The organism is Baekduia alba, from assembly GCF_028416635.1.
Classification (GTDB): Bacteria; Actinomycetota; Thermoleophilia; order Solirubrobacterales; family Solirubrobacteraceae; genus Baekduia; species Baekduia alba.
Genome location: NZ_CP114013.1, coordinates 5,331,348 through 5,353,324, shown reverse-complemented (window position 1 = coordinate 5,353,324; position 21,977 = coordinate 5,331,348). Strand labels below are relative to the sequence as shown.

Sequence of the window (21,977 nt, the reverse complement as noted above, 5' to 3'; positions counted from 1 at the left end):
CCCGCGCTGGCCCACGCCTGCGCGGGCCTGGGAGGTCCGCAGGGAGGCCGGCGCGATGGGTAGCCTGCGGCGCTTCATGCGTGCACTCGTCACCGGCGGCGCCGGCTTCATCGGATCCAACCTCGTCGACGCGCTCCTGGACCAGGGGGCGGAGGTCGACGTGGTCGACACCCTCGTCACGGGGCGGCGGAGCAACCTCGAGGCCGGGGCGTTCGACCGCGGCGCGCGGCTGCACGAGGTCGACATCACCGACGCCAAGACGCTGACCGAACTCGTCGGCGACGTCGCGCCCGACGTCATCTGGCACCTCGCGGCGCAGATCGACGTCCGCAGGTCGATCGAGGACCCGGCGTTCGACGCGTCGGTCAACGTCGTCGGGACGGTCAACGTCCTGGAGGCCGCGCGGGTCGCGGGCGTGGGGCGCGTGGTGAACACGTCGACCGGCGGCGCGATCTACGGCGACGCCGACGTGATCCCGTCGCCGGAGGGCACGACCCCGCTGCCTATGGCCGCCTACGGACAGTCGAAGTTCTGCGCCGAGCGCTACCTCGGCTGGTTCGGGCGCCTGTACGGCCAGTCCAACGTGACGCTGCGGCTCGGCAACGTGTTCGGCCCGCGTCAGGACCCGCTCGGCGAGGCCGGCGTGATCGCGATCTTCTGCGGCAAGCTGCGCGCGGGCGAGGCCCCGACGATCTACGGCAACGGCGAGCAGACGCGCGACTACGTGTACGTCGGCGACGTCGTGCGCGCCCAGCTCGCGGCCGGGCAGTCGTCGGTGACCGGCGAGATCAACGTCGGGACCGGGCGGGAGACCACCGTGCTCGACATCGTCGAGGTCATGAAGGAGCTGGACCCCGACGCGGTCGCGCGCGGCTTCGAGCCGGTGTTCGCCGAGGCGCGGCTGGGCGAGATCGAGCGGTCCTGCCTGGACGTGTCGCGCGCCCGGGACGAGCTCGGGTTCGTCGCGGAGATCGGGTTGCGCGAAGGCATGCGCGCGACGCTGGACGCGACGCCGTAACCCTCGGCGACGCGGGTGCGTTGGGTAAGTGCCATGCGGATCCACTCCCTCACTCCCCTCGCTCCCCTCGCCCTCGTCGCCGCCGCCGCGGCGGCCCTGCCCGTCGCGGCCCAGGCCGCCACGCCCAACCCGCCGCCCAACGGCCGCCCGCACAGCCGCGTCGTCACCTACGACCGCGGCGAGGTGCGCGTGCTGACGCTCCAGGCGGCCACCAAGCGCGTCAACGGCCGGCTGAGCGTGGCCGCCACCGTGCGGCTGCGCAACCTGACCGACGCGCCCCTGACGCGCTACGTGCGCGCCGGGCGCTGCATGAGCGGCAGCGGCGTCCTCCCTGACTGCAAGGCCGACGCGCTGTTCTCGGTTCGCCTGGGCGCGGGCGAGACGCAGACGGTCCACCGGACCATCACGCTGCGCCAGCCGCCGCCCGGCGTCGACGCGATCGAGCTGGCGGTCCAGCGGACCCGGACGCGTCCGGTCCTGTTCTTCCGCACCGACGGCGAGCTGCTGCTGAAGGGCAACGCCTGGCGCGGCGCGGGCGCCGGCAAGACGTTCGGCGTCGCGTTCCCGGCGCAGGACGACCGCGCCAAGCGGCTGAGCTTCGACGTGCCGGCGACATCGCCGAGCAATGCCTACGTCGACGTGGTCTGGACCGGCACCGCCGCGCCTGGCGCGGCGACGACGATCGCCAAGTGCGACGGCACGGCCTGCGCGACGCCGGTCCCGTTCGGCCCGGCCCGCTCGCGCAGCGGCGGGCAGAAGTTCGGCGACCGCTTCGACCTGGACATCGATGGCCACACCGCGCTGTCGCTGGCCGCGGCCGACACGGACGGCACGCCGCTGGTCACGGCGGCGCTGCCCTGGCCGACGCGGCCGTCCTGAGCACCAGACTCGGTCTGGCCCGCCACGCGCGCGGGCCAGGCCGGTCGCTCAGGCGACGCCGGCGGGAGCCTTCGGCGTCCCGTTGACGGCGGTCGGCTCCGGCGGCGCGTCGCTGTGGCCGGAGCGCTTCTTGGCGACGACGGCGGCGGTGCCGACGGCGGCGGCGGGCACGGCGACCTTCGCGGCCTTCTTGCCCGCGACCCACGCGACGCGGGCCTTCACGAACGTCCAGGCGGCGGAGCCGGCCTTGCCGGCGGCGCTCGCCGCGCGCTGGGACTTGGTCTTGCGACGACGGATGGTGAGAGAAGCCATGTCCGTTGCGCTACCCGGCCCACAGCCTCACAAACGACTTCAGGAGGCGGCGAGGACCCCGCGCAGCCAGTCAGCCGTCTGACGAACGCCCTCGCGGACGCCGATCTGGGCCTTCCACCCCAACAACCGGTCCGCCTTCTCCACGGACGGCCAGCGCCGCACCACGTCGACCGGGTAGGTCGGCAGGTGCTCCAGGGCGAACGCCTCCGGGTCCCGGCCGCACTCCTCCCAGATGACCTGGGCGATCTCGGCCACGGTCATCTCGTCGCCGGCGGAGATGTTGAAGTCCTCGTGCAGCCCGGCCTCGGACGCCATCGACACCACGATCCCGTCCGCGATGTCGTCGATGTGCGTCAGCGTCCGCGTCTGCGTCCCGTCGCCGAAGATCGGCAGCGGCGCGCCCTCGGGCAGGGCCAGGCACTTCTTGATGACGTCGGGGACCATGTGCGCGATCCCCGGCTCGTCCTCGGGCATCTCGCCCGGCCCGTAGGCGTTGAACGGACGGCAGATGGTGTAGGGGAACCCGTGCTCCTCGTGCGCGGCCTTCACGTACACCTCGCCGGTCAGCTTGGAGAAGCCGTAGGCGCTGGCCGGGATCGGCGTGTCGAGGATGTGCGCCTCGGTCGTCGGGTACTCGGTCGCGCGCTCGAAGACCATCGAGGACGACACGTACACGAACCGCTCCACGTCGTGGTCGAGCGCCGCGCGCACGACGCCGTTGTACAGGGCGTTGTTCACCTCGGTCAGCGTGTGGGGCAGCTTGTGGAAGTTGCCGATCCCGCCGACGATCGCGGCGAGGTGGATGACGTGCGTGCAGCCCTGCGTGGCCTTCCGCGCCTCGTCCAGCACGCGCAGGTCGCCCTGGTGGATCTCGCAGCCCTCGCGCATCCACTGCGGCGCCTCGCGCTGGTCGCTGACGCGTACCTCGAAGCGCGGGTCGCTCAGGAGGCGGCGGACGACCGCCGCGCCGATGGTGCCGGCGCCGCCGGTGACGAGTACGCGATTCATGCGATCCGGCACGCTAGCGCGACGTGAGGCCCGCGAGCAGCGCGACCTCGTCCGCGTGCGCGAACACCTGCGCCGCGCCCCAGCAGTTCCACGGGTCGACGACCAGCGCCTCGTGCCGGGCGCCCTCCACGATCGCCCGCAGCGCCTCCGGCGTGCAGAACTCGTGGTGGTTGGTCGCGACGACCACGGCGTCGGCGTCGAGCACCGCGTCCTGCAGCGACGACGTCGGCGTCGGGACGTGCGGGTCGTGGATCGCGACGTCGGCGAGCTCGCGCTCGAGCAGCCGGACGAGCTTGTGCGACAGCGAGTCGCGCTCGTCGTCGGTGTCGCTCTTGAACGCCAGGCCGAGCACCGCGATCTTGCGGCCGTCCAGCGACCCCAGCCGGCGCTTGAGCCCCTGGACCAGGAACAGCGGCACGCTCTCGTTGACCCGCGACACCGCCAGCAGCATTCCCGGCGCGTTGGAGCGCTCCTCGGAGAACGCGAAGTCCTTGCGCAGGCACGTCCCCGCGGTGAAGCCGGGGAGCTTCATGCCGCCGCGCGGGTAGTCGCGGTTGATCAGGTCCACCACCTCGAAGACGTTCGCGCCGTACTGCTCGCAGTCCATCATCATCAGGTTGGGGAGCGCGAAGTTCGCGTACCGCAGGATGTTGGTCCAGATCTTGGCCAGCTCGGCCTGGACCGGCGTGGTCTGGACGATCGGCGCGCCGAGGCGCTCGAACAGCTCCGCTGCGACCTCGCCGGACCGGGCGCCGACGCCGCCGACGATGCACGGCAGCGTGGAGATCTCCTCGAAGAACCGGGCCGACGCGATGCGCTCCGGCACGTGCGCGACGAAGACGTCCTCACCGATGACGAAGCCACGGTGCTTGGCCAGGTAGCCGGCGACGAACTCCGTCGTGTCCGGCGCGATCGTCGAGCGCAGGTGGATCGCGTGGCCGGGCCGCAGGTGGGGCAGCAGGTCGTCGAGCACGGCGCGGATCTGGCGCAGGTCGATCTCGATGTGCGACATCGCCGGCGTGCCGAGCGTCAGAACGATGTGCGTCGCGGGCGCGGCGTCCTCGGCGCGCTCGCCGAGCGTCAGCCGGTCGGCCGCGCGGACGCGGTCCAGGACCGCCTGCGCGCCCGGCTCGTCGAACGGCATGCGGCCGGCGCGCAGCGCGTCGGTCCGCGCCGGGTCGTTGTCGACGCCGATGACGTCCAATCCGGCGTCGGCGAACGCGAGGGCGAGGGGCAGGCCCACACGGCCCAGCCCGATGACGGCGACGTCGCGCGACGCTCGCCCAGAGGGCGAGGTCCCGCTGCTGAAGGCAGCGCTCATGTTGGCCCGGAGGCTAGCGGGACGTCTCGCCGGCACGCTTGAGCGCGCGGCGATGGCGCGCGTACTGGCGCGCGAACCCGAGCACGAAGCGCGGGTTGTACGTGAGGTAGCGCTTCCACAGGCGGCGCGGCTCCTTCGACAGGCGGAAGAGCCATTCCAGGCCGGCCGACTGCATCCAGGCCGGAGCCTGCGGGATCAGGCCCGCGTGGAAGTCGAACGCGGCGCCGACGCCCACCAGCACGGGCGCGTCGAGGCGCTCGCGCAGCGACGCCATGAACTTCTCCTGCTTCGGCACGCCGATCCCGACCCACACCACGTCCGGCCTGGCGTGGTTGATCTCGGCCACGACGGCGTCGACCTCCTCGTCGCTCAGCGGCCGGAAGGGCGGCGCGTAGCCGCCGACGATCTGCAGGCCGGCGAAGCGCGTGCGCAGGTTCAGCGCCAGCTGGACGAGCGCGCCCTGGTTGCGGCCGCCGTAGAGGAACATCCGCGCGCCGGTGCCGGCGCTGCGCTCGCAGAACTTGGCCATCAGGTCGGGCCCGTAGACGCGGTGCGTCAGGTCGTGGCCCAGGGCGTTCATCGCCCAGACGACCGGCTGGCCGTCCGGGACCACCAGCGAAGCGCCCGTGACGGCGGCGCGCAGATCCGGGTCGTCCTGGGTGGCGACGACCGTGTGGGTCGCCGCGACGCAGACGTAGCCCTTGCCGCGCTGCGCGATCGTCGCGTCCATCCAGTCCATCGTGCGCTCGTAGTCGGTGAGCGCGAGCGGCACGCCGAGGACGTTGACGGTCGGTGGCGGCACGGCGGCGTCGTCGACCGCGGTCGCGGAGCTCGTGCCGCGTGCGTCGTCGATGGGTGCGGGAGTCGAGAAGGGCATGCGATGGCTACAACGGTCCTACGCTGACAAGGTTCCGTCCTTGCCTAGGACATCCGTCCAGTTCCCTGGGGCGTCCTGACCGTAACCCGGGCGCCGGTCGGCTTGACATAGGCTGCCCGACAGGTGCGGCGGTCCGAATCAGTGTGGCACACCTCATGAGCGCTCGCCGGGCGCTCGTCACCGGCGTGTCCGGCCAGGACGGCTCATATCTGGTCGAGCTGCTGGTCGCCAAGGGCTACGACGTCACCGGGGTGGTCCGGGATCCGGACGATCGGCCGCTGCCCCGTCTGAGCGGCGTCCGCGACCGCATCTCGCTGCTGCACGGCGACCTCGACGCGCCCGACACGCTGCGCGACGCGGTCAGCGCGTCGCGGCCCCACGAGATCTACCACCTGGCCGCGCCGACGTTCGTGCCGACCTCCTGGGACGACCCCGCGCAGCCGATGGCCCAGATCGCCGGCGCGACCGGGACGCTCCTCAGCGCCGCGCGGCACGTCGACCCGAAGACGCGGATCTTCGTCGCCACGTCGAGCGAGATCTTCGGCGACGCCGGCGAGTCGCCCCAGCGCGAGTCCTCGCCGAAGCGGCCGCGCTCGCCCTACGGGGTCGCCAAGCTCGCCGCCCACCAGCTCGTCGGCGCGCTGCGCGAGCGCTTCGACCTCTACGCGGTCTCGGGCATCCTCTACAACCACGAGTCGCCCCGCCGGCCGTCGCACTTCCTGCCGCGCAAGGTGACGCGCGGCGCCGCGGCGATCGCGCTCGGCCTCCAGGACGAGCTCGTGCTCGGCGACCTCGCCGCCGTGCGCGACTGGTCCCACGCCGAGGACGTGATGCGCGGCGCCTGGCTCGCGCTCCAGGCCGAGCAGGCCGCCGACTACGTCTTCGCGTCGGGCGTCGGCCACACGGTCGGCGGCCTCGTCGAGGCGGCGTTCGCCGCCGCCGGGATCTCGTCCGAGGGCCGGGTCCGCGTGGACCCGGAGCTCGTCCGCCCGCCGGAGGGCACGCCGCCGATCGGCGACCCGACGCGCGCCCGCACCGTGCTCGGCTGGAAGCCCGAGCACGGGTTCGGCGCGACCATCGCGGAGATGGTGGCGACCGATCTCGCCGAGCTGCGCGCCGGCGAGACGCCCTAGCCGGCGCCACCCGCGCGCCTAGGGCTTCAGCAGCTCCAGGTCGGCGCGCGTCATCAGGCGGATGAGCTCCTCGAAGCTCGTCTCCGGCTCCCAGCCCAGGTCGGCCTTCGCCTTGGCCGGCGAGCCGATCAGCTGGTCGACCTCGGCCGGGCGCAGGAACGCCGGGTCGATGTGGACGTGCTTCTCCCAGTCGCTGAGGCCGGCCTCGTCGAACGCGATCTGCACGCACTCGCGGACCGTGTGCGTCCGGCCGGTCGCGATGACGTAGTCGTCGGCCTTGTCCTGCTGGAGCATCGCCCACATCGCGATGACGTAGTCCTTGGCGTAGCCCCAGTCGCGCTCGGCGTCGAGGTTGCCCAGCGAGATCTTGTCCGCCTTGCCGTGCTTGATCGCCGCGGCGTGCCAGGTGATCTTGCGGGTGACGAACTCCAGGCCGCGGCGGGGCGACTCGTGGTTGAAGAGGATCCCCGACGTCGCGTGCAGGTCGTAGGACTCGCGGTAGTTCACCGTGATGAAGTGGCCGTAGGCCTTGGCCACGCCGTAGGGCGAGCGCGGGTAGAACGGCGTGCTCTCGGTCTGCGGGACCTCGAGGACCTTGCCGAACATCTCCGAGGACGACGCCTGGTAGAAGCGCGCGTCGGGGCAGACCTCGCGCATCGCCTCGAGGATCCGCGTGACGCCCACGCCGGTGAACTCCGCGGTGAGCGTCGGCTGGATCCACGACACGGCGACGAAGCTCATCGCGGCGAGGTTGTAGATCTCGTCCGGCGCCGAGTTGCGCAGCGCGTCGGTCAGCGAGCGGTGGTCGAGCAAGTCGCCCTGGTGCAGGGTGATCCGCTCGCGCAGGTGCTCGATGCGGTCGAACTTCTCGGTCGAGGCACGGCGCACCATTCCGTGGACCTCGTAGCCCTTCTCGAGCAGCAGCTCGGCGAGGTATGAGCCGTCCTGACCAGTGATGCCGGTGATGAGCGCGCGACGTGGAGCCATAGCGGCAGGAGCCTAGCGAGGCTCCTGACAGCGGCGTCGGGTCGTAGGCTCACCCGCGATGACGGCGCCCGCCGAGAACGTGGACGTGCTCGACACGCCCGAGGCCGGGGCGCTCGTCGTGCGCGGGGGCGCCGTGCGGGTGGTCGGGTTCGCGCTCGGGACGCTGCTGTCGCTGGCCGGGGTCGTCGCGGTGACACGACATCTGGGCGTCGTCGACTACGGGCGCTACCAGTCGGTCACGGCGCTCGTGGCGATCGTGGCCGCGATCGGCGACCTCGGGCTCGGGACGCTCGCGCTGCGCGAGTACGCGCAGGCGCCGGACGGGGCCGCGCGCGTCCGCGGGCTGGAGGCGCTGCTCGGGCTGCGCGTCGCGCTGGCCCTCGCGGGCGTCGGCGTGGCGGCCGCCGCGGCGGCGCTGCTCGGCTACGACGCGACGATGGTCGCGGGCGCCGCGCTGGCCGCCGGCGCGGGCGTCCTGCTCGCCGGCCAGCAGACCGCGACGGTCCCCCTGCAGACCGCGCTGCGGATCGGGACCGTGACGGCGCTGGACGTCGCGCGCCAGGCGCTGACGACCGCGTTGATGGTGGCGTTGGTCGCCGCCGGCGCGGGGCTGCTGGGGTTCCTGGCGATCCCGGTGCCGGTCGCCGTCGCGCTGGTGATCGCGACCGTCATCGTCCTCGGCCGCCGCGCCGTGCCGCGCCCGGTCGTCGACCGCGACGCCTGGCCGCGCCTGCTGCGCGAGGCCGTGCTCGTCGGCCTGGCCACCGCGTCGGGCGTCTTGTACCTGTACACGTCGCTGATCGTGTGCGAGCTGGTCGCGACGCCCGACGAGACCGGCGCGTTCTCGGCGTCGTTCCGAGTGATCGTGATCGTCGCGGCCGTGCCGGCGCTGCTCGGCACGAGCGCGTTCCCGCTCCTTGCCCGGACCGCGGGGGCGGCGCCCGAGCGCTTCGGCCGCGCGGTGAGCGGCCTGATCGAGGGCTCGGTCCTGCTCGGCGGCGTCGCGGCGATCGGGGCGATCCTCGGCGCGCCGGCGATCATCGCGGTCATCGCGGGCCCGGACTTCGACGCGTCGATCGCCCCGCTGCGGATCCAGGGCGCGGCGCTGGGCCTGACGTTCGCGATCTCCGGCCTCGGCTTCGCCCTGCTGGCGCGCCACCGCCAGCGCGTCCTGCTGCTCTGCAACCTGCTGGCCTTCGTCGTGATCGCCGTCGCCGTCGCGCTGCTGGCCGCCGCCCACGGGGAGCGCGGCGCCGCGCTGGGCGCCGTGATCGGCGAGGCGACGCTGTGCGCGGCCTACGCGATCGCGCTGTCCCGCGAGGTCGGCATCCGCCCCGCGCGCGTGCCCCGGATCGTGCTCGCCCTGGCCGGCGCGCTGGCGGCGGGCGCGCTCGTCCCGGTGCCGGCCGTGCCGAAGACGGCGATCGGCCTGCTGGTCTACGCGGGGCTGGCGTGGGCGCTGAAGGCGATCCCGCCGGGGCTCAGGGCGCTGATCCGGTAGGGCGAGTTGGAGCGACCCGCGCGAGGCGTAGAGGGTCACTTCGTCGAAGAGAGCGCGGCCTCGGCGGCGAGGTCCGACGTGCGGCCGAGCGCCGCGTGGTCTGACCAGATCAACCCGGTGGTCTTCGTCGACCACTCCCTCCACCGGCCGCCCGGTAGGCGCGTGGTCACGCTCAACGTCACCTGCCAGCCGTGGCTGAAGCGCCGCGATCGTCCCGGCCCCTGAACGCTGGCTTGTGCGTCGCGGCGGGGGTGGTAGCTATCGTGCGTGGGCGAGCAAGCGCGGAACCTCTGGTTCGCGCGCCCGTTCGTACCTCTGATGAGCAAGCTCCTGGCCATCGTCCCGGCGTACAACGAGGCCGACGCGATCGCGTCGACCGTCGCCGACCTGCGCGCCAACGCGCCGGGCTGGGACGTCGTCGTGGTCGACGACGGGTCGACCGACGCGACCGCGCGGCATGCGACGGCTGCGGGCGCCGACGTGCTGCGGATGCCGTTCAACCTCGGCATCGGCGGGGCCGTCCAGGCGGGCTACCTGTACGCCAAGGAGGGTGGCTATGACTTCGCCGTCCAGGTCGACGGCGACGGCCAGCACGACGCGGCGCAGATCGACGACCTGCTGCGCCACCTCCACGTCCATCAGGGCGAGGTCAACATGGTCACCGGCTCGCGCTTCCTGGTCGGCGACGAGGAGCACGGCTACAAGTCGTCCGCGTCGCGCCGTCTGGGCATCAAGATCTTCGGCTTCATCCTCTCGCGCGTCACCAAGCGCACGGTCACGGACCCGACGTCGGGCTTCCGGATGTGCGACCGCCGCGCGATCGAGCTGTTCGCCAACGACTACCCGCACGACTACCCCGAGGTCGAGGCGGTGCTCATGGTCCATGCGCACCGGCTCGCGTCGGCCGAGATCCCGGTCACGATGCGCGAGCGCCAGGGCGGCGTCTCGTCGATCAACGCGTCGCGCTCGATCTTCTACATGACCAAGGTGCTGCTGGCGATCTTCGTCGGCCTCCTGCGCGCGCGGCCGGTGGTCGACGTCGGGGACCCGGCGGCGGTGACCGCGCAGCGCGGCGTCTGAGCGGACCGTGCAGACGCGCCTCCAGATCATCTCGGTGCTCGTCTCGGGCGGGCTGTTCCTGTTCGTCTTCGAGCTCGTGCGCCGCAAGCGCCTGCTCGAGCGCTACGCCCTGCTGTGGCTGTTCGCCGCCGCGGTGCTCCTCGCGCTCTCGGTCTGGGGCGACCTGCTCAACCGGATCTCGACGGCGGTCGGCGTCCAGTACGGGCCGGCGGCGCTGTTCGCGGTCGCGCTCGGCTTCGTCGTCGTGCTGATGCTGCACTTCTCGCTGGTCATCTCGAAGCTGACCGACCAGAACAAGATCCTGGCCCAGCGCGTCGCGCTGCTGGAGCGGCGGATGACCCGCGCGATCGGCGAGAGCGACGAGGACGACGAGCCCGCGCAGTCGGGCTCCGACCTGACCGCCTCGCGGTGAGCCCGACGCTCGGGGTCATCGTCGTCGCGTACGGCAGCGCGGACGACCTGCCGGCCACGCTCGGGGCGCTGGCGCCGCAGCTGGGCGCGGGCGATCAGGTCGTCGTCGTCGACAACGCGTCGCCGGACGACAGCGCGCGCGTGGCCCGTGAGGTGCTGCCGGACGCGATCGTCATCGAGACCGGCGTCAACGGCGGCTTCGCCGGCGGGACCATGGTCGGCGCGCGTGCCGTGGCCGGCTGCGACCTGCTGCTGTTCCTCAACCCCGACGCCGTCCCGACCGCCGGCTGCCTCGACGCGCTGCGCGCGGCGGCCGGGGAGCACCCGACGTGGGGCGCGTGGCAGGCGCTCGTGGCGCTGCCCGGCGGCCAGGAGGTCAACACGGCCGGCAACCTGGTGCACTTCCTCGGCTTCGGCTGGGCGGGCGGCCACGGGACGGCGACGGCGACGCTCGATCCGGCGCCGCGCGCGGTCGGGTTCGCGTCCGGCGCGGCGCTGGTCGTCCGCCGCGAGGCGTGGGAGCGGACCGGCGGCTTCTTCGAGCGCTACTTCATGTACGGCGAGGACCTGGACCTCGGCCTGCGGCTGCGGCTCGCGGGCTGGGAGAGCGGCGTCGTACCCGCCGCGCGCGTCGACCACGACTACGAGTTCGCCAAGGGCGACTACAAGTGGTTCCACCTGGAGCGCAACCGCTGGTGGACGTTGACGGGCGACTACCCGACGCGGTTGTTGGTGTTGTTGGCGCCGGCCCTGCTGGCCTTCGAGCTGGCCCTGCTGCCCGTCGCCGCGCGCGACGGCTGGCTGAAGGCCAAGCTGCGCGCGCAGTGGGCGGGGCTGCGCGAGCTGCCGGCGATGCGCCGCCGGCGACGGCAGGTGCAGGCCACGGCGCGCGTCGACGCGCGGACGTTCGCGGCGGGCCTGACCGCGTCGCTGGACTCGCCGTTCCTGGCGACCGCGCACGCGATCCCGGGCGCCGAGTGGCTCGTCGGCTCCTACTGGCGGCTCGTCCTCGCGCTGCTGTGAGGATCGGCTGGGACCTGCTGTTCCTGCGCCCCGGCCAGACCGGCGGCCGGGAGGCCTACGCCCGGGAGCTGGCGCGGGCGCTGCGCGTGGCGCGACCGGACCTGGAGCTCGTCGGCTTGGTCGGCGCCGACGCCGCGGGCGACGGGTGGTGGCGCGAGCTGCTGGACCGCGTCGTCGTGCTGCCGTGGGTGACCGCGGGGTCGAGCGCGCGCTGGGCCGCCGGCGAGGCGGTCGGGATCGCGGGGGCCGGGCGGCGCGCGCGGGTCGACGTCCTGCACGGCGTCGGGAACTTCGGCGCGCTCGGCGGGCCGTTCGCGCGGGTCCTCACCGTCCACGACGTCCTGTTCAAGCGCCGGCCCGAGCTCGTGCCGCCGCTGATGCGCGTCGGGACCAACGCGCTGATGACGCCGGCCGCGCGGCGCGCGCACCGCGTCATCGCCGACTCGCACGCGACGGCGACCGACGTGGTGGAGCTGCTCGGCGTGCGGTCCGAGCGCGTCGAGGTGATCCCGCTCGCGCTCGGCATGCTGCCGTCGGCAGGGGCCGACGCGGGGCGGGCGCGCGCCGCGGTTGGCGCGGCCGGCCGGCCGATCGTGCTCTGCGTCGCCGGCGACTTCCAGCACAAGAACCTGCCGGCGCTGCTCGACGTCTGGGGCGCGCTCCCCGGCGACGACCGACCGTTGTTGGTGTACGTGGGTCCGGGCACGGACGCCGGTGCGCTGCCCGCGCGCGTGCGCGCCGCCGGGCTGGACGACGACGTCCGCGTCCTGGGCGCCGTGCCGCGCGAGCTGCTCGAGGACCTCTATGCGGCCGCCGGCGCGCTCGCGCTGCCGACGCGCTTCGAGGGCTTCGGCCTGCCGGTGCTCGAAGCGATGGCGCGCGGCGTCCCGGTCGTCTGCTCCGACCTGCCGGTGCTGCGCGAGATCGGCGCCGACCAGGCGCTGTATGTCGATCCGGACGACGCGCCGGCGTTCGCGGCCGCGATCGGGCGCGCGCTCTCCGGCGCGATCGACCCCGCCGCCGCGCGCGCCCAGGCCGCGACGTTCACGTGGGAGCAGACCGCCGCGCGGACCGCGGCGGTCTACGACGCGGTCAGCCCGCGGTCGCGAGCACGTTCCACTGCAGCGCGATGAACTCGCTGAGGTGGCCGCGCGTCGCGCGGTCGACCGGCGCGTCGCGGCCGCGGAACGGGTTGGGGCGCGAGGCGGTGATGCGCCAGCCGCCGTCGGTCACGGCGGCTTCGATGTCGCGCCGCGTGAACCAGCGCAGATGCGTCGCGTCCCGATGGCCGAACTCCGTGTAGCCGAACGTGCCGCGGAAGAGCAGGTCGCGCACCAGGCCGAGGTGGCGGGCGTTGGGGACCGAGACGTGTAGGCGCGCGCCCGGCGCGGCGCGCTGGCGCAGCAGGCCGAGGATCAGCGCCGGGTCGGCGAGGTGCTCGAGCACGTCGTAGCAGAGGATCGTGTCGAACTCGGCGGGCAGGTCGTCGCCGGTCAGCGCGACCTCGACCGGAGCGACGACGACGTCGTCGTAGGCCTCCGCGGCGACCGCGGCGGCGTCGGGGAAGATCTCGACGCCGTGCACCGACGTCGCGCCCTCGGCCAGCAGGACGCGGCCGACGGCGCCCTCGCCGCAGCCGATGTCCAGCGCGCGGCCGATCGGTCGCGGCAGCAGCGCGACGAGGTCGTCACGACCTGCGCCGTAGTAGCCCGGGGGCTTGACGTCGAGGGTCACAGCGGCAGTCTAGGCACGCGGCCCGAGTCGCCGCGTGACGCCGTCGCGCACGCCGGTGAGGACCGCCGCGATGCCGGCCGACGGGCGCTGGACCTTCACGGCGCGCAGGCCGAAGGTCGCGGCGATCGCCATCCGCCGCGCCGCGGTGCCGACCAGCCCGAGAGGCAGGTGGCGCTCGCAGACGACGACGGTGTTGCGCGCCCCGTAGTAGAGGGCGTGCGTCGAGCTGGCGTGCCCGCCGGTCGACGCCGCCAGCGCGTGCGTCGCCCGGGCGCCGGCGACGAACCGGCACGCGAACCCCGCCTCGCGGATGCGCAGGCACCAGTCGACGTCCTCGACGTAGGCGAAGAGGTCGTGGTCGAGCGTGCCGACGGCGTCGATCGCCTTGCGCGAGACGGCCATCAGCGCGCCGACGGCCCGGTCGGCCGGGGCGTCGACCGACCACTCCGGGCCGTCGGGCAGCCCGTAGCCGTTCGGGCGGCCCGAGTAGCCGGTGCGCAGACCCAGGCGTTGACCGGCCCACTGGACGCGTCCGTCCTCGAACAGGAGCTTGCCGCCCAGGACGCCGGCGTCGGGGTGGGCGACGGTCGCCGCCTGGAAGGCGCGCAGCACGTCGCGCTCCGGCTGCGCGTCGTTGTTGAGCAGGACGACCCACTCGGCGCCGTCGGCGAGCGCGCGGTCGATGGCGGCGTTGTTGCCGCCGCTGTAGCCGAGGTTGGAGCCGTTCTCGATGAGCACCGCGGAGGTCTCCGCGGCGCGGATCGCCGCGACGCTGCCGTCGGTCGAGCCGTTGTCGGCGACGTAGACGGTGTGGTCGCCCTCGACGGCCGCCAGCGCGGTCAGGCAGCGCAGCGTGTCGTCACGGCCGTTCCAGTTGAGGACGACGAAGGCCCAGGTCATGCGCCGACCAGGATGGTGGTGAAGCGGTCGAGGACGGTCTCCCAGCGCAGGTGGCCGACGCTCGCGGCGATCGCGTCGCCCTCGGCCGGGCCGTCGGGGCTCAGCGCCCACGCGATCGCGTGGGCGAAGCCGGCGACGTCGTCGGGGTCGTCGATCAGCGCGCCCGTGCGGCCCTCCTCGATCTGCTGCGCGGCGCCGGCCAGCCGCGTGGTGACGACCGGGATCCCGGTGGCGAGCGCTTCGACGATCACCAGGCCCCACGGCTCGTAGCGCGTCGGCAAGGCCATCATGTCGGCCGCGGCCAGCGGGACCGCCATGTCGGTCGACGACCCGGCCACGACCGTGCGTCCCGCGATCCCGTGCGACCGAGCCTCGGCGCGGACGGCGTCGGCGTCGGTGCGGCCGATCGTCAGGAGCGTCACGTCGTCGCGGCCGAGCCGCGCGAGCGCGGCGGCCAGCGTCGCGAAGCCCTTGCGCTCCAGCTCGTTGGCGACGAACGCGACGACGCGGGCGTCGGGGTCGATCCCGAGCGTCGCGCGCGACGACGCGCGCAGCGCCGCCCGCCGGGCCGGGGCGAACGATGTCGTGTCGACGCCCAGCTCGACGACGTCGACGTCCTGCGGCGGCGTGCCGTACAGCCGGACCGCGTCGGCCTTGACCTGCTCGGTCTGCGCGATCAGGCGCGCGTAGCCGCCGGGCGACATGTACTGCTTCTCCAGCGCGAGCCGGACGCGGTGGTACGGGTTGACCCGCTGGACCCAGCGGCCGCGGCCGGTGCGCCACCGCATGATCGCCTCGTAGCTGGCGGCGTGGACCGACGGCACCCAGAACGTGCCGCCCAGCGGCGACAGCGCGCTGAACGCCGCGTGGGCGTGGTAGGGCCCGGTGCGCCGCAACGCCGTGGTCGCGCGTTCGCGGAAGCCGGCGGCGAACAGCGGGTCGACCCGGCGCGGCAGCCGGATCCGGTGCACCGTCACGCCGTCGACCAGCACGCCGTCGGCCACCGACGCCGCGAGCAGGTGCACGTCGTGACCGCGCCGGACGAGGTGGTTGACGCTCTCGACCACGACGCGCTCGACGCCACCGGTGAGGTTGACGTCGGGGTAGGAGACGGCGATGCGCTCGCTCACTCAGGAACCCAGGACGGTCCGGTAGGCCGCGGCGGTCCGGCGCGCGGCGGCGCGGGCCGAGACCCGCTCCAGCAGCTCGGTCGGCGGCGCGGCGCGCGTGGCCGGCGCCGACGCGAGCGGACCCTCGAGCAGCGCCGCGGCCATGCCGCGCCAGTCGCCGGGCGCGACGAGCGCGGCGTGCCCGGACGTGACCTCGGGGATCGCGCCGGTGTCGCACGCGATGACCGGCAGGCCGGCGGCCATCGCCTCGACGAGGACCATCCCGAACTGCTCCTCCCACGCCTTGGTCACCAGCGAGCCGAGCACCAGCGCCGACGCCGCGTGGTAGACGGCGGGGATCTGGTCGTAGGGGACGGTCTGGCGGAACTCGACGGCGCCCGCGGCGGTCAGGCCGAGCTCGGCCGCGTAGGCCTCCAACTTGCTCCGCTCGGGCCCGTCGCCCAGGATCAGCGCCCGCACGTCGGCGCGGCCGGGGCCGACGATCCCGCGGCGCAGCGCGGCGACCGCGCGCAGCACGTCCTGGTGGCCCTTCTCCCAGACCAGGCGCCCGGCGGACAGCACGGTGTGAGGCGTGCCGGGCGCTCCGGGCGCATGGTCGGCCGGCGCCGCGAAGCGCTCCAGCGCGATGCCGGGCGCGGAGACCTCGACACGCGCCGGGTCGACGCCCTCCAGCGTCAGCGTGTCGGCCGTGCGCCGCGTCGCGGCCAGGACGCGATCGACCTGCGGGATCGTCGCCGTCCGGTAGCGGCGCTCACGCGGCCAGCGGTAGGTGCCGAGGAAGGGCAGCGTCTCCCACACCGTCAGCACCAACTTGAACCCGAGGCGGTCCTTCAGCCCGGCGGCCTGCGCGGAGAACCAGCTGTGGATCTCGGCGCTGTGCACGACGTCGGCGCCCGTCAGGTGCTGCTCGAGGTCGCGGTAGCGCTCGCCGAGCGCGTAGGCGGCCGCCCCGGCGGCGCGCTGGGGCACCGGCAGCCGGTCGCGCGGCGTCCCGGCCGCCACCTGCGGCAGCCCGAGGCCGGCCAGGTCGTGCAGGTTGGATCCGGTGACCAGGACGCGCAGGTCGAACTCGTCCTGCAGCGCCTCGAGCGGGCGGAGGTCCCAGACGTTGGCGTTGTGCCCGCGAAGGAGCACCACGGAAGGGCGTGACACCGCGTCCACCCTAGATGGTTGATGCGAAATTCCCGCGGCCGTGCTCGCGCCCCGGCCGGTGCTGGATCGCCACGCGATGGCTTGCCGATCCAACCAGGATCGGCCGCGCCATCGCGCGGCGCCCAGCATCCGCCCGGAGCACGATCACGACCACGGTCGATTTCGCATCAACCATCTAGCCCGTCGGGGGCTCGCGGTCGCGCCGCAGCAGCGCGTGGAGCACCTCGGGCGGCACCGCGCGGAGCAGGACCGCGCCGCCGAAGTAGATCGCGCCACACGCCAGCGACTCGACGACGGAGGGCAGGGACGCGAGCAGGCCGAAGGCGGTCGCCAGCGCCGCGCCGGGCAGCAGCCGCAGCGCGACGCCGAAGCCGGGCACCAGGCGGCGGTCGTGGTGGCCGAGCGCGACGAGGTAGCCGAGCGCCAGCGCGGTCTCGGCGGAGACCGTCGCGATCGCGGCGCCGTTCGCGCCCAGCGACGGGATCAGCGCGAGGCTGAGCACGCCGGTGGTCACCAGCGCCCCGAGGTTGGCCCACAGGATGCGCCGGTACTCGCCGATCGACAGCAGCGCCGACGACCACGTCGCCACGAGGAAGGTCATCAGCAGCGAGCAGACGAGGATCTGCAGGACCGCCACCGAGTCCTTGAAGTCGGGGCCGGCGACGACCGCCACGGCGAACTTCGCGCCCGCCACGCCGATGATCGCCGCGCCACCGCCGAGGAGCAGCGTCACCTCGAACAGCCGCTGCAGCGCGCTGCGCAGCCGGACCTCGTCGTCGCGTGCCGCGCGGGCCAGGATCGGGAAGCCCGCCGACGTCACCAGCCACGGCAGCGCGGCGACCGCCTCGACGATCCGCTGGGCGGCGGAGTAGATCCCCGTCTCGCGGTCGGTCGAGATGTAGCTCATGATCACGATCGCCAGGCGGAAGTAGATGAGCCCGACCGCGGCGGCCAGCGCGTAGGGCAGGATCTCGCGCATGATCGAGCGCCACTGCGGGAGGTCGAAGCGCGGCAGAAGCCCGGCGTCCTGGCGCAGGACGAGCAGCGTCACCGTCAGCAGGGTCCCGCCGGAGAAGACCGCCGCCCAGAAGAACGGGATCAGCGACGCGCCGACGACCACCAGGAAGATCGTCGCGACCGCCAGGCTGAAGGACGCGATGAAGTCCAGCCCGGCGACCCACCCGAGCTTGAGCTGGGAGCTCAGCGACACCGCGTAGGTCTGCTGGGTGAGGCTGAGCAGCAGGCCGAGCCCCATGATCGCCGTGCCCGCCACGACGACCGCGGGCTGACCCGTGACGGCGGAGAACGCCGCCGCGAACGCGACCCCGACGACGGTGAGCGCGAGCCGCAGGCCGACCAGGACGCGCAGGAACTCCGGGCGGTCGGCCGAGTCCAGGGCCGCGTAGCGCTTGACGCCCAACTGCGTCAGACCCGCTTCGGTCGCCCCGCCGACGATGAACAGGATCGCCGAGACCGTCATGTAGTAGCCGTAGTCGACCTCGCCGAGGTGGCGGATCATGAACGGCGCGGAGGCGAGGCTCATGGCCAGCGCCGCGACGTGGCCGCCGGTGCGGATCATGCCGCCGCGGATCGCTATGCCGCCGGCCTGGCCCGAGTCCAGCACGTCGACGTCGTCGGACCGATCCGCTCCCGCCGGTGTGTCGAGCTCGGGCGCCATTCGGCCGACAGGCTACGCACGGCGCAGGGCGGCCCGCCCCGTGACCGCGACCTCTGGTACCAATTCTGCCTTCTTGCGTGTGCTCCGGACAGTCCCGCGGCCGCTGCTGGGGCTCCTGGCGGCGATCCTCGCCCTTGGCATCGCGTTCACGCTCGTCACGCCGTTCCTGCAGGCGCCGGACGAGAACTCGCACTTCGGCTACATCCAGTACTTCGGCGAGACCGGGCAATTGCCCGCCAACAAGCCGTTGGCGCCGCCGTTCACGACCGAGCAGACGCAGGCCTCCGGGGCGTCCAACTCCGACCAGGCCGCGGCGCAGAAGGCCGTGCCGATGAGCTGGAGCACGTCGGCGTTCGACGCCTGGCGCGCGAGCGAGCGCAAGCTCACCGACGCGCAGCGCGCCGACGCCGGCGGCCCGAACCCGGCCTCGGGCAACCCACCGCTGTACTACCTGCTCGAGACGCCGGCCTACCTCGTCGGCAAGGGCGGCGACATCTTCACGCGGCTGGAGCTGACGCGGATCATGTCCGTGCTCTGGGTCCTCGTCACCGCGGCGGGCGCGTGGCTGCTGGCCGGCGAGCTGTTCGGGCGCGACCGGCTGATGCAGCTGGCGGTCGCCGGCTTCACGGGGCTGGCGCCGATGGTGCTGTTCGTGTCGTCCTCGGTCAGCCCCGACGCGATGCTGTACGCCGCCTGGGCGATCGCGCTGTGGCTGGGGACGCGGCTGCTACGGCGCGGGCTGAGCACCGGCGGCGTGCTCGCGCTCTTCGCGGTGGTGGGCGCGGCGTGCGTGGTCAAGGCCACCAGCTTCGCGTTGCTGCCGGCCGCGGCGCTCGCGCTGGCGCTCGCCCTGTGGCGCGCGCGGCCGGAGGGGCTGACGCCGCGCCGTGGGGCGATCGCGATCGGCGCGGCCGCCGTCGGCATGATCTTCACGCTCGGCATCTGGATCGTGGTCTCGCGCCTCAACCACCAAGCGGCGGCCGGGCAGGTCGGCGTCGTCAGCAGCGGCGAGTTCAACCTGCGCGAGTTCCTGTCCTACGTGTGGCAGTTCTACCTGCCCAAGCTGGGGTTCATGAACGACTTCCGCTCGGTGGCCCCGACGCTGCCGGCGTGGGACATCGTCTTCAAGGGCGCGTGGGCGGCGTTCGGCTGGCTCGAGGTCCTCTTCCCGACCTGGGTCTACCTCGTGCTGCTCTTCGTGTCCGTCGTGGCGGTCGTCGGCGGCGTCGCCGGGGTCTGGAGGGACCGCGCCCGCGTCGACTGGGCGGTGTTCGCGTTCCTGGCGCTCGTCGTCCTCACGCTGATGGCCGGGCTGCACATCAGCGAGTACCGCCAGATCAAGGGCGGCGCGTCCAACTTCTTCCAGGGCCGCTACGTGCTGCCGCTCGCGCCGCTGGCCGCCTGCGCGCTGGCGCGGACGATCGCCTGGGCGCCGCAGCGGCTGCGCGGGCAGCTCGTCGGCGGCGCGCTCGGCGCGTTCATCGTGCTGAACCTGTTCTCCCTCGGCCTGATCCTGCAGCGGTTCTATGCGTAGCCGGCTCGGGACCCTGGGCGGCTTCGCCGCCGTCGTCGTCGTGGGCGTGCTCGCGTTCGCGCTGATCGTGACGCTGCGCCAGACGCCGAAGGCGTTCACGGTCGGCGTGCAGTCCGGCGGCGTCGCCGTGTCGCCGCGTGCCGGGCAGACCGCCTGCCAGGCGCCGCTGGACGTGCCGCGCGGCGGCGCGTTCGACCGCGTCCGGCTCAAGCTCGGGACCTACCGCAAGGCCGGGCCGCCGCTCGACGTGCTCGTGCGCCGCGGGATCCGCGGACCGGTCCTGGCGCACGGCACGCTGCCTGGTGGCTACCCGGACATCACCACCGACGCGACGCAGGTCGTCGGGCTGGACCGCAAGATCGCCGCCGGCACCAGCGGCCTGGCGGTGTGCGTGAAGAACGGCGGACCGAACCGCGTCGCGCTCTACGGCAACGGGGACGCGGCGAACCGGACCTCGACGGCGACGCTCGACGGCAAGCCCGCCAGCGTCGACATCGACATGATCTTCGAGCGCGCGCCGCGCTCCTACGGCTCCGAGCTGTCGACGATCCTCAGCCGCGCGGTGCTGTTCCGCTCGCCGCGCCTCTCCGACACGCTGTACTTCCTCGTGCTCGCGCTGCTCGTAGCGGCCGCGATCGCCGGCGTGGCGGTCGCGCTGCGCAGCGTCGACGACGAGCCGCCCGCGACCTAGCCGCGGTCGACGACGACGAACACGCGGTTGGTCCACGGCGAGGGCGCGTCGTGGAGCTGCGTGTCGGGTCGGTGCCGCGCGCGATGGCCGGCGAAGCGCGTCAGCGCGCCGGGCGTGGGGCGCCGGCGCGCGGTCACGATCTCGCGGAACTGCGCGTTGGTGGTGCGGAAGTCCCCGTGATAGCGGAGGCTCACCGTGTCGGCGGGATCGACGGCCGCCGCGAACAGCGCCTCGATCTCGGGCTGGGTCGGCAGGCCGTAGAGCAGGTGCTCGACGAGCCACGGGTGGCCCTCACCAGTCACGTCGGCGTACCACTGCTGGACCTCGACCTCTGATGCCGCGTGCTCGGGCGTCCCGAACGGGCAGCAGAGGATCACCCGGCCCGACGCGATGCGCACGAGCTCGGCGACGAAGCCCGGGCGAGCGGCCGGAGGGACGTGCTCGAGCGCGTCGAGGCTCGTGACGGTCGCGATGGTCCGGTCGCGAAAGGGCAGGCCGTCGGGCTCGACCAGCAGGTCGGCGGGCTGTGCCACGTTGGCGGCCAGGACCGAGGCGCCGGGCAGGAACGAGCGCAGCTGGCCGGGCAGGCCTCCCACGTCGACGACCTGGCGCGTGTCGCCCGCCAGGTCGGCGACGATCAGGTGGCGCTCCCAGGTGTCGGCGGCGGTCAACAGCCGGTCGCGCAGGAGCGCAGAGGCGCGGTCGGTCACAGGCGTCATGCGAGCGAGCACGATAGCCGGATCGGATCTGTACGGTGCCCGGGTGCCCTCTCTTGGAGACGTCCGGCGCATGGCGGGGGTCGCCGTGCCGTTGCTCACCCCGGTCGCGCTGCGCGAGGCGATCGACGCGCGGCGGATCTTCCAGGCGCGCGGCCTGCACGCGCCGTCGCTGCTGCACGCGCGGCGGGCCTACCTGTCGCGCGTGCACCTGATCCCGCCGAGCGTCGACCTCGACGCGGGGCTGATCATCGACATCGGCGCCAACGAGGGGAGCTTCTCGGCGGCCGTCGCGCGCCTCGCGCCGCACGCCGAGATCATCGCCTGCGAGCCGAACCCGGCGCCGCGTGAGCGCCTGCGCAAGCGCCTCGGCGACCGCGTCACGATCGTCGACCAGGCGATCGGCCTGGAGCCCGGGCGCGCGACGTTCAACATCACCGCGATGGACCACAACTCGTCGCTGCGCGAGCCGCGCAGCGAGGAGATGGGCGCGCTCCTGGACGACGCGGGGTGGGAGGTCACCGAGCGCGTCGACGTCGAGGTCACCACGCTCGACCTGCTCGTCGGCGACCGCGACGTCGCGGTCGTCAAGCTCGACGTCCAGGGCGCCGAGCTCGACGTGCTGCTCGGCGGCACCAACGCGCTGGCGCGCACCCAGGCCGTGCTCATGGAGGTCACGTTCTTCTCGCACTACGAGGCCGACGCCACGTTCGGCGCGCTGCACGCCCGGATGGTCGACCTCGGCTTCGAGCTCGTCGCGATGGCGCAGCCGGCGCTGGCCGGCGCGCAGGGGCGCTTCGCGTGGTCCGACGCCTGCTACGCCCGCGTCGAGAAGGATCTCGTGACGTCGCCGCTGGCCGAGGGCGTCGGCGTGGTCGAACAGCCCTAGATG

General features: G+C 73.6%; 22 protein-coding genes. 11 read left to right on the top strand and 11 right to left on the bottom strand.

Annotation, left to right across the window (positions count from 1 at the left end; all coding sequences use genetic code 11):
• Positions 1 to 76 precede the first annotated feature (76 nt).
• Positions 77 to 1,018, top strand: coding sequence for an NAD-dependent epimerase/dehydratase family protein (locus tag DSM104299_RS26795; protein WP_272474734.1), 942 nt, complete (start codon positions 77 to 79; stop codon positions 1,016 to 1,018).
• A 33-nt stretch (positions 1,019 to 1,051) separates the two neighbouring features.
• Positions 1,052 to 1,897: a hypothetical protein gene (locus DSM104299_RS26790; protein ID WP_272474733.1), complete on the top strand. Its 846-nt coding sequence runs from the start codon at positions 1,052 to 1,054 to the stop codon at positions 1,895 to 1,897.
• 48 nt (positions 1,898 to 1,945) lie between these two features.
• Here the strand turns inward: DSM104299_RS26790 and DSM104299_RS26785 are convergent, their stop codons facing one another.
• Genes DSM104299_RS26785 through DSM104299_RS26770 form a run of 4 tightly spaced genes read right to left on the bottom strand, consistent with a single transcriptional unit; the run spans position 1,946 to position 5,415 of the window.
• The gene (locus tag DSM104299_RS26785; protein WP_272474732.1) at positions 1,946 to 2,209 is read right to left on the bottom strand and encodes a hypothetical protein; all 264 of its coding nucleotides are present in this window, start codon (positions 2,207 to 2,209) and stop codon (positions 1,946 to 1,948) included.
• A 39-nt stretch (positions 2,210 to 2,248) separates the two neighbouring features.
• Complete coding sequence (locus tag DSM104299_RS26780) at positions 2,249 to 3,217, bottom strand: NAD-dependent epimerase/dehydratase family protein (protein WP_272474731.1); 969 nt, start codon at positions 3,215 to 3,217, stop codon at positions 2,249 to 2,251.
• Between the two features lie 13 nt (positions 3,218 to 3,230).
• Positions 3,231 to 4,538 carry a nucleotide sugar dehydrogenase gene (locus tag DSM104299_RS26775; RefSeq protein ID WP_272474730.1) on the bottom strand — a complete coding sequence of 436 codons (1,308 nt, stop codon included), beginning with the start codon at positions 4,536 to 4,538 and terminating at the stop codon, positions 3,231 to 3,233.
• Between the two features lie 13 nt (positions 4,539 to 4,551).
• Complete coding sequence (locus DSM104299_RS26770) at positions 4,552 to 5,415, bottom strand: WecB/TagA/CpsF family glycosyltransferase (RefSeq protein WP_272474729.1); 864 nt, start codon at positions 5,413 to 5,415, stop codon at positions 4,552 to 4,554.
• A gap of 155 nt (positions 5,416 to 5,570) precedes the next feature.
• Here DSM104299_RS26770 and DSM104299_RS26765 point away from each other — a divergent pair, with 155 nt between their 5' ends.
• Positions 5,571 to 6,548 (top strand): GDP-mannose 4,6-dehydratase, encoded by a 978-nt coding sequence (locus DSM104299_RS26765; protein ID WP_272474728.1) that lies wholly within the window; start codon positions 5,571 to 5,573, stop codon positions 6,546 to 6,548.
• Between the two features lie 18 nt (positions 6,549 to 6,566).
• On the opposite strand, the gene gmd is transcribed toward DSM104299_RS26765, so the two are convergent.
• The gene (gene gmd, locus DSM104299_RS26760) at positions 6,567 to 7,535 is read right to left on the bottom strand and encodes a GDP-mannose 4,6-dehydratase (RefSeq protein ID WP_272474727.1); all 969 of its coding nucleotides are present in this window, start codon (positions 7,533 to 7,535) and stop codon (positions 6,567 to 6,569) included.
• Positions 7,536 to 7,593: 58 nt separating this feature from the next.
• Between gmd and DSM104299_RS26755 the strand changes: the two genes are divergently transcribed.
• From DSM104299_RS26755 to DSM104299_RS26735, 5 genes are all read left to right on the top strand, one after another.
• A complete protein-coding gene (locus tag DSM104299_RS26755) occupies positions 7,594 to 9,036 on the top strand; it encodes an oligosaccharide flippase family protein (protein WP_272474726.1) in 1,443 nt (480 codons plus the stop codon).
• Between the two features lie 318 nt (positions 9,037 to 9,354).
• Entirely contained in the window at positions 9,355 to 10,116 is a 762-nt protein-coding gene (locus DSM104299_RS26750) for a glycosyltransferase family 2 protein (RefSeq protein ID WP_272474725.1), read from the top strand.
• Between the two features lie 7 nt (positions 10,117 to 10,123).
• On the top strand, positions 10,124 to 10,528 hold the full coding sequence (locus DSM104299_RS26745) for a DUF2304 domain-containing protein (protein WP_272474724.1): 405 nt from the start codon (positions 10,124 to 10,126) through the stop codon (positions 10,526 to 10,528).
• Positions 10,525 to 11,550 carry a glycosyltransferase family 2 protein gene (locus DSM104299_RS26740; protein ID WP_272474723.1) on the top strand — a complete coding sequence of 342 codons (1,026 nt, stop codon included), beginning with the start codon at positions 10,525 to 10,527 and terminating at the stop codon, positions 11,548 to 11,550. The genes DSM104299_RS26745 and DSM104299_RS26740 overlap by 4 nt, the downstream gene beginning before the upstream one ends.
• A complete protein-coding gene (locus DSM104299_RS26735; protein WP_272474722.1) occupies positions 11,547 to 12,683 on the top strand; it encodes a glycosyltransferase family 4 protein in 1,137 nt (378 codons plus the stop codon). The genes DSM104299_RS26740 and DSM104299_RS26735 overlap by 4 nt, the downstream gene beginning before the upstream one ends.
• Here DSM104299_RS26735 and DSM104299_RS26730 read toward each other — a convergent pair.
• The 5 genes from DSM104299_RS26730 to DSM104299_RS26710 form a co-directional block, all read right to left on the bottom strand.
• Positions 12,643 to 13,284, bottom strand: a complete 642-nt coding sequence (locus DSM104299_RS26730) for a class I SAM-dependent methyltransferase (protein WP_272474721.1) — start codon at positions 13,282 to 13,284, stop codon at positions 12,643 to 12,645. The two genes, DSM104299_RS26735 and DSM104299_RS26730, sit on opposite strands and share 41 nt — an antisense overlap.
• Positions 13,285 to 13,293: 9 nt before the next feature.
• Positions 13,294 to 14,184 (bottom strand): glycosyltransferase family 2 protein, encoded by an 891-nt coding sequence (locus tag DSM104299_RS26725; protein WP_272474720.1) that lies wholly within the window; start codon positions 14,182 to 14,184, stop codon positions 13,294 to 13,296.
• Positions 14,181 to 15,314 (bottom strand): glycosyltransferase family 4 protein, encoded by a 1,134-nt coding sequence (locus tag DSM104299_RS26720; protein WP_272474719.1) that lies wholly within the window; start codon positions 15,312 to 15,314, stop codon positions 14,181 to 14,183. The genes DSM104299_RS26725 and DSM104299_RS26720 overlap by 4 nt, the downstream gene beginning before the upstream one ends.
• The gene (locus DSM104299_RS26715) at positions 15,315 to 16,466 is read right to left on the bottom strand and encodes a glycosyltransferase family 4 protein (RefSeq protein ID WP_272474718.1); all 1,152 of its coding nucleotides are present in this window, start codon (positions 16,464 to 16,466) and stop codon (positions 15,315 to 15,317) included.
• Between the two features lie 175 nt (positions 16,467 to 16,641).
• Entirely contained in the window at positions 16,642 to 18,144 is a 1,503-nt protein-coding gene (locus DSM104299_RS26710; protein ID WP_272474717.1) for a flippase, read from the bottom strand.
• A 79-nt stretch (positions 18,145 to 18,223) separates the two neighbouring features.
• Between DSM104299_RS26710 and DSM104299_RS26705 the strand changes: the two genes are divergently transcribed.
• Both DSM104299_RS26705 and DSM104299_RS26700 read left to right on the top strand, forming a co-directional pair.
• Positions 18,224 to 19,678, top strand: coding sequence for a DUF2142 domain-containing protein (locus tag DSM104299_RS26705; RefSeq protein ID WP_272474716.1), 1,455 nt, complete (start codon positions 18,224 to 18,226; stop codon positions 19,676 to 19,678).
• The gene (locus DSM104299_RS26700) at positions 19,671 to 20,369 is read left to right on the top strand and encodes a hypothetical protein (protein ID WP_272474715.1); all 699 of its coding nucleotides are present in this window, start codon (positions 19,671 to 19,673) and stop codon (positions 20,367 to 20,369) included. The genes DSM104299_RS26705 and DSM104299_RS26700 overlap by 8 nt, the downstream gene beginning before the upstream one ends.
• Here DSM104299_RS26700 and DSM104299_RS26695 read toward each other — a convergent pair.
• A complete protein-coding gene (locus DSM104299_RS26695; RefSeq protein WP_272474714.1) occupies positions 20,366 to 21,088 on the bottom strand; it encodes a class I SAM-dependent methyltransferase in 723 nt (240 codons plus the stop codon). The genes DSM104299_RS26700 and DSM104299_RS26695 overlap by 4 nt on opposite strands.
• Positions 21,089 to 21,131: 43 nt before the next feature.
• Here DSM104299_RS26695 and DSM104299_RS26690 point away from each other — a divergent pair, with 43 nt between their 5' ends.
• Positions 21,132 to 21,974 carry an FkbM family methyltransferase gene (locus DSM104299_RS26690; RefSeq protein WP_272474713.1) on the top strand — a complete coding sequence of 281 codons (843 nt, stop codon included), beginning with the start codon at positions 21,132 to 21,134 and terminating at the stop codon, positions 21,972 to 21,974.
• Positions 21,975 to 21,977: the final 3 nt, after the last annotated feature.

Excerpts from the sequence above, each read along its gene's own strand:
- DSM104299_RS26750 (WP_272474725.1), top strand. The coding sequence starts at position 9,355 with ATGAGCAAGCTCCTGGCCATCGTCCCGGCGTACAACGAGGCCGACGCG.
- DSM104299_RS26780 (WP_272474731.1), bottom strand. The coding sequence starts at position 3,217 with ATGAATCGCGTACTCGTCACCGGCGGCGCCGGCACCATCGGCGCGGCG.
- DSM104299_RS26695 (WP_272474714.1), bottom strand. The coding sequence starts at position 21,088 with ATGACGCCTGTGACCGACCGCGCCTCTGCGCTCCTGCGCGACCGGCTG.
- DSM104299_RS26725 (WP_272474720.1), bottom strand. The coding sequence starts at position 14,184 with ATGACCTGGGCCTTCGTCGTCCTCAACTGGAACGGCCGTGACGACACG.
- DSM104299_RS26785 (WP_272474732.1), bottom strand. The coding sequence starts at position 2,209 with ATGGCTTCTCTCACCATCCGTCGTCGCAAGACCAAGTCCCAGCGCGCG.
- DSM104299_RS26710 (WP_272474717.1), bottom strand. The coding sequence starts at position 18,144 with ATGGCGCCCGAGCTCGACACACCGGCGGGAGCGGATCGGTCCGACGAC.
- DSM104299_RS26795 (WP_272474734.1), top strand. The coding sequence starts at position 77 with ATGCGTGCACTCGTCACCGGCGGCGCCGGCTTCATCGGATCCAACCTC.
- DSM104299_RS26775 (WP_272474730.1), bottom strand. The coding sequence starts at position 4,538 with ATGAGCGCTGCCTTCAGCAGCGGGACCTCGCCCTCTGGGCGAGCGTCG.
- DSM104299_RS26700 (WP_272474715.1), top strand. The coding sequence starts at position 19,671 with ATGCGTAGCCGGCTCGGGACCCTGGGCGGCTTCGCCGCCGTCGTCGTC.
- gmd (WP_272474727.1), bottom strand. The coding sequence starts at position 7,535 with ATGGCTCCACGTCGCGCGCTCATCACCGGCATCACTGGTCAGGACGGC.
- DSM104299_RS26755 (WP_272474726.1), top strand. The coding sequence starts at position 7,594 with ATGACGGCGCCCGCCGAGAACGTGGACGTGCTCGACACGCCCGAGGCC.
- DSM104299_RS26770 (WP_272474729.1), bottom strand. The coding sequence starts at position 5,415 with ATGCCCTTCTCGACTCCCGCACCCATCGACGACGCACGCGGCACGAGC.
- DSM104299_RS26790 (WP_272474733.1), top strand. The coding sequence starts at position 1,052 with ATGCGGATCCACTCCCTCACTCCCCTCGCTCCCCTCGCCCTCGTCGCC.
- DSM104299_RS26765 (WP_272474728.1), top strand. The coding sequence starts at position 5,571 with ATGAGCGCTCGCCGGGCGCTCGTCACCGGCGTGTCCGGCCAGGACGGC.